Origin of the sequence: Streptomyces misionensis, assembly GCF_007896895.1 — a bacterium.
GTDB lineage: Bacteria > Actinomycetota > Actinomycetes > Streptomycetales > Streptomycetaceae > Streptomyces > Streptomyces misionensis_A.
Genome location: NZ_VOGW01000130.1, coordinates 1 through 5,034, shown reverse-complemented (window position 1 = coordinate 5,034; position 5,034 = coordinate 1). Strand labels below are relative to the sequence as shown.

The following is a 5,034-nucleotide window of genomic DNA, read 5'->3' as shown; positions in this document are numbered from 1 at the left end:
CGGTGGCCGACAGGGGGTAGGGGCCGTTCGCGATGTTGCGGGAGACCAGGTGGGCCGGGTCCGGGGGGTCGGTGAGGTCGGCCGGGTGGCCGGTGGGCTGGAGGCGGTCGACGCGGTCCGCGCGGAAGGTGCGCCACGCGCCGCGCGCGACGTCCCGGGCGACCAGGTACCAGAGCCGGCCCGTGTGGACCAGCCGGTACGGGTCGATGTCCCGGACCGTGCGGTGGCCCTCGGCGTCCGTGTACGACAGCCTGGCCCGCTCCCCCCGCCGGCAGGCGCCCGCCAGTTCCAGCAGCAGGCCCGGGCCGACCCCGGACCCGCCGGAGCCGGGCAGCCGCACGAAGGCGCCGTCCAGTTCGCCCAGCCGGTCCGCCATGCGGCGGGGCAGCACCTGACGGAGTTTCAGCAGTGCCGACAGCGCGGCCTGGTCGCTGCCCAGCGCCCGGTTCAGGGCCGCCTCGCCGAGGCCCACCGCGACGGCCAGCGCCTCCTCGTCGTCCAGGATCAGCGGGGGCACTCGGGTGCCGGCGCGCAGCCGGTAGCCGCCCCAGGGGCCCGCGTCGGAGTCGACGGAGTACCCGAGCTCGCGCAGCCGGGCGATGTCCCGGCGGACCGTGCGGTCGGTGACCTTCAGGGACTCCGCCAGCTCGGCGCAGGTCCACGACGGCCGGGAGGACAGCAGGGCCAGCAGGGACAGCAGTCGGGCGGACGCGGCTATCACGGGGCCATCACGGGTGGAAGTCTCGCACGGCCGCCGCACGACCAGGACCGTAACTGTCCTGGTCCCGTCGTAGCGTCCCTTCCATGACTACGCAGACCACTCCCGCCTTCCGCTACGCCGCCGTCACCTTCGACTGCGCCGACCCCCAGGAACTCGCCGCGTTCTACGGAGAGTTGCTGGGCCACCCGGTGCTCTTCTCCACCGACGACTTCGTCCTGCTCGGCAAGGAGGGCGCCGCCGGCCTCGGCTTCACCCGGATCGCCGGCTACCGTCCGCCCACCTGGCCGGACCCCGCCCGCGCGAAGCAGGCCCATATCGAGCTGGGAGTGGACGACCTGGCCGAGGCGGAGCAGCGGCTGCTGGAACTCGGCGCGGTGAAGCCCGAGTTCCAGCCGGGCGAGGGGCGGTGGACGGTGCTCCTCGACCCGGCCGGACACCCGTTCTGCATCACGACCCTGGCCTAGGGCCTCTCGTTTGGATCAGGCCGGGCAGCACACCTGGGCAGGGCCCCGCGTCAGCTCGCCGTGCAGCTGAACGTCGGCCAGGTGGTGGAGCCGTTCTTCTGGATGGTCAGCCCCCAGTCGTTGCCGCTGCCGTTGGGCCCTGCGACCAGCACCTGGGCGCTGGGGTAGCTCGCGGTCACGTTCCAGGTGGCCATGACCTTCTCCGGCGCCGGTACGTTCGCGGTGACGGTCCAGTTGCCGGAGCCGCTCACCGAGACGTTCAGGTTGTACCGGTCGTCCCACACCTGGCCCGCGGTGACGACCGCCGTACAGCCGCCGGTGCCGCCACCACCGCCGCCGCCCCCGCCCCCGCTTCCGCCGCCGTCCGGTGCGACGGCGCGGCCGGTCTGCGGGGAGATCATCCCGGCGCACATCCCGCGGCTCGCGAGGTTCTGGGCGATCCGCGGGATGGCGGCCAGGGTGTTGGCCGGCCACTCGTGCATGAGGATGACCTGGCCGTTGCCGAGCCGGGAGACGGCCTGGACGATGGCGTCGGTGCTGGCGCCGTTCCAGTCGCCCGAGTCGACGTCCCAGATCACCTCGGTGAGTCCGTACTTGGCCTCGACGCTCTTCAACGTCGCGTTGGTCTCCCCGTACGGCGGCCGGAACAGTTTCGGCGTTCCGCCGCCGGCACTCGCGATGGCCTGCTGGGTGCGGGAGATCTCCGAGTCGATCTGGGCCTGGCTCATCTGGACGAGGTGGGGATGGGTGTAGCTGTGGTCGCCCACCCACATCCCGGCGTCGACCTCCGCCTTGACCTGCGCCGGGTACGAGGCCGCGTACTGGCCCTCGTTGAACATGGTGGCCCGCAGCCCGTTCTGCTTGAGGGCGTTGAGGACGGCGGGTGTGTGGTCGTTGGACGGGCCGTCGTCGAAGGTGAGTCCGACGTATCCGGAGCAGGTGGCGGCCTGCGACGGGGCGGCTCCGACGGTCAGGGTGCCCGCGGTCGCCGCCGCGAGTGCGGCGGCGACGGCGAGGGCGAGTCTGGCGGTGCGCATGCGCGTGCTCCTCCTTGGGACCGGGGCGTCAGCTCGCCGAACAGGACACCGTGGGCCAGGTCGTACTGCCGTTCTTCTGGATGGTCACGCCCCAGTTGTTGCCGTTGCCGTTGGGTGTGGCGACGAGCACCTGGCTGCTGGGATAGCTCGCGCTGACGTTCCAGGTGGCCATGACCTTCTCCGGGGACGGCACGTTCATCGTCACCGTCCAGTTGCTGGAACCGCTGACCGAGACGTTGAGGTTGTACCGGTCGTCCCACGACTGGCCGGCCGTGAGGGTCGCCGTGCAGCCCCCGGTGCCACCACCGCCACCGCCGCCGCCACCGCCGCCGCCCGAACCCGAGCTGTCCAGCGTGATGTTGGAGTTGCCGCTGCTCTGGTAGCCCTCGGTGGCCATGATCATGTAGTAGTTGAAGCTGCCCAGGTTCATCCCGTGGCTGGCCCAGGCGTCGAAGTGGTTGCCGGTGGTGATGGTGCCGCCGGTCCGCTTGGTCTGCCGCACGCTCCAGTACTGGTTGAAGGTCTTGGTGCCCTCCACGGACGGCGCGTTGGTGCGGGTCGTCTCGTAGATGTCGTACGTCCCGCCGTCACTGGTGACGGTGCCCTTGTAGGTGCCGGTGGGCCGGTAGGTGCCCCAGTTGTCGACGATGTAGTACTCGACCAGCGGGTTCGAGGTCCAGCCGTACAGCGAGAGGTACGCGTTGCCGGAGGGGTTGAAGGAGCCGGAGTAGGTGACGGACCGGCGTCCGCCGTTGCTCCAGCCCTTGCCGGCCACGAAGTTGCCGACGTTGCTCCAGTTGGTGCTGTAGTTGCCCCCGGAGCCCAGGTTCATGGAGACGGAGCCGCCGCCGTCGGTCCAGAACGAGTAGTAGTAGCCGTTGTTGGTGCCGGTCTGGTTCGTGGTGATGACCGTGTCCGCGCTGGCGATGCCGGTGCCGGGCAGGGTCAGCGCCCCCACGGCGAGCAGGACGACGGCGCAGACACCTCGGAAGAGCGAGGTGAGACGGCCCAGTGGACCGCGTTCTCTTCGAGAGCGGAGCTTCATGGACGTGCTTCCTCCTCATGGATCGGATGGGGCCGGATGAGGGTGGAGCGACGCGCTGCGCGATGGGGCATCAGTGTTGGGTCGTCCGCAAGGACAGTCAATGGTTTCGGTAGATATTTCGAAACATTCGCTTCATCAGAACGTCATCGATGCATGGGTTTTGGCTGGTGAATGGGCGCTTCGGAGGGGTGTCACAGATTCCACAAAACCTCGGCAGACGTCAACGCGGGAATGGCCTGAGCGGGTTTCGAAAGTTTCGAAGCCCTCGCGGGGTGTGTTGTCAGACCCCGCCCCTACAGTCACCGGCATGGCGACTCTTCCCAACCCGCTGCCCCGGCTGGCCACCGATCCCAGCGGGCGTTCCCTGGGGCTCCAACTGCCGCCGGGCAGGCTGATCGACGAGACCGGCGACGGCCCGCACCACGAACCCCTGTGCTGGCTCGCGGACAAGCAGGCCGCCCCCGGCACCTGGACCGCGCTCGGCGCGCCGGCCGCGCGGGCCGGTCTGCTGCCGGTGCTCGTGGAGACCGCCGGCACCCAAAACGGCCCGGAGAGCTGGACGTTGCTGCCCGAGCACACCTCCTACCCCGGGGACCACGACCCGGAGGAGGTCCTCGCCGAGCACTGGGAGACGGACCGGGAGGCCGAGGACCACGGCGACATGCTGGCCCCGTTCGCGGCCGACTGGCCCGGGACCGCACCCGCCAAGCGGCTCACGCTCGACCCGGGGACCTGCGCGGCGCGGGCCGCCGACGAACTGACCGCGGACGAACACCAGTCCGTGTTCCCCGAGCCCCGCCTCGCCCTCGTCCCCGCCCGGCGCTCCGCCGACATCCCGGCCGCGCTCGGCTGGAGCGGCCCGGTGAACCACGACAACGACGTGGCCCGGCTCTGCGCGGTCCTGCGCTCCTGGGAGGACCGGTTCGGTATACGGGTCGTCGCCCTCGGGTTCGACGCCCTGCTGCTGTCCGTGGCCGCCCCGCCGGCCGATCTGGCCGAGGCCGAGGCCGTGGCGGCGGAGCACTTCGCGTTCTGCCCGGACAACGTCATGCAGGGCACCGGCACTCTGCGCGCCTACGCGAAGGAGCTGGTCGGTGAACCCACCTGGTTCTTCTGGTGGGACTGAACCGGAACCGGACCGCACGGCACCGGCAGCCGGGTACGGGACGGTGCCCGGGCGGGGCGGGAGCGGGTCACTGCCGCGCGGGGGCCCACTTCTCGCCGCCCAGCGGGAAGGCGTACGCGGGCCGCCCGTTGTTGCCGCTGGTGCGGAAGGGCCGGCCCTTGTCGCCGATCTCCAGGGTGCCGTGCCGGCCGCCGCTGGACCAGGACAGCTCCAGGTACCAGCTGACGTCGTACGCCGAGGCGTCCGCCGTGATGTAGAAGACCTCCGGGTCCGACTCGCTCACGCTGAACGGGAAGCCGCGCTGCCCGGCCACCGGCTGGACGGCCGGGCGTACGGCGTCCAGGGCGACGGTGAAGGAGTGGGTGGGCACCCCGGCGCCGCAGCCGACGCCGGGGTAGCCCATGGCGTAGTCGTTCCAGGCGAGCGGCGCCCGCTTGCCCGCCATCCGTACCGACAGACCCTCCAGCACCACGGTGTCCCGCCCGCTGCCCTGCACGGTGAGCGTGACGAACTGCTCCCCGGCCGACACCGCCTGGTGCACGGCCACCCACGCGGGCGCGCCGTTCTCGCTGGGCGGCGGATTCACGTCCTCGGGCGGCCGGTTGATCAGGTAGTGCTGGGAGCAGGGGCTCTCCCAGGAG

The 5,034-nt window shown here is 71.2% G+C and carries 5 protein-coding genes and 1 pseudogene; 2 read left to right on the top strand and 4 right to left on the bottom strand.

Annotated features, from left to right (window positions below; genetic code table 11):
- Positions 1-721: helix-turn-helix transcriptional regulator (locus FRZ03_RS22510; protein ID WP_146467000.1), on the bottom strand; the 721-nt coding region annotated here is incomplete at its 3' end.
- An 83-nt stretch (positions 722-804) separates the two neighbouring features.
- Between FRZ03_RS22510 and FRZ03_RS22505 the strand changes: the two genes are divergently transcribed.
- Positions 805-1,185, top strand: coding sequence for a VOC family protein (locus FRZ03_RS22505; protein WP_146466962.1), 381 nt, complete (start codon positions 805-807; stop codon positions 1,183-1,185).
- Between the two features lie 50 nt (positions 1,186-1,235).
- On the opposite strand, the gene FRZ03_RS22500 is transcribed toward FRZ03_RS22505, so the two are convergent.
- Both FRZ03_RS22500 and FRZ03_RS22495 read right to left on the bottom strand, forming a co-directional pair.
- Positions 1,236-2,222 carry a polysaccharide deacetylase family protein gene (locus FRZ03_RS22500; protein ID WP_146466961.1) on the bottom strand — a complete coding sequence of 329 codons (987 nt, stop codon included), beginning with the start codon at positions 2,220-2,222 and terminating at the stop codon, positions 1,236-1,238.
- A 28-nt stretch (positions 2,223-2,250) separates the two neighbouring features.
- The gene (locus FRZ03_RS22495; protein WP_146466960.1) at positions 2,251-3,267 is read right to left on the bottom strand and encodes a glycoside hydrolase family 11 protein; all 1,017 of its coding nucleotides are present in this window, start codon (positions 3,265-3,267) and stop codon (positions 2,251-2,253) included.
- 307 nt (positions 3,268-3,574) lie between these two features.
- On the opposite strand from FRZ03_RS22495, the gene FRZ03_RS22490 reads away from it, so the two are divergent.
- Positions 3,575-4,393 carry a DUF4253 domain-containing protein gene (locus tag FRZ03_RS22490; protein ID WP_146466959.1) on the top strand — a complete coding sequence of 273 codons (819 nt, stop codon included), beginning with the start codon at positions 3,575-3,577 and terminating at the stop codon, positions 4,391-4,393.
- 67 nt (positions 4,394-4,460) lie between these two features.
- Here FRZ03_RS22490 and FRZ03_RS22485 read toward each other — a convergent pair.
- Positions 4,461-5,034 (bottom strand): annotated as a pseudogene (locus FRZ03_RS22485) (transcriptional regulator); the annotation flags it as partial.

Coding starts and splice junctions, on each gene's coding strand:
- FRZ03_RS22505 (WP_146466962.1), top strand. CDS start 805: ATGACTACGCAGACCACTCCCGCCTTCCGCTACGCCGCCGTCACCTTC.
- FRZ03_RS22500 (WP_146466961.1), bottom strand. CDS start 2,222: ATGCGCACCGCCAGACTCGCCCTCGCCGTCGCCGCCGCACTCGCGGCG.
- FRZ03_RS22495 (WP_146466960.1), bottom strand. CDS start 3,267: ATGAAGCTCCGCTCTCGAAGAGAACGCGGTCCACTGGGCCGTCTCACC.
- FRZ03_RS22490 (WP_146466959.1), top strand. CDS start 3,575: ATGGCGACTCTTCCCAACCCGCTGCCCCGGCTGGCCACCGATCCCAGC.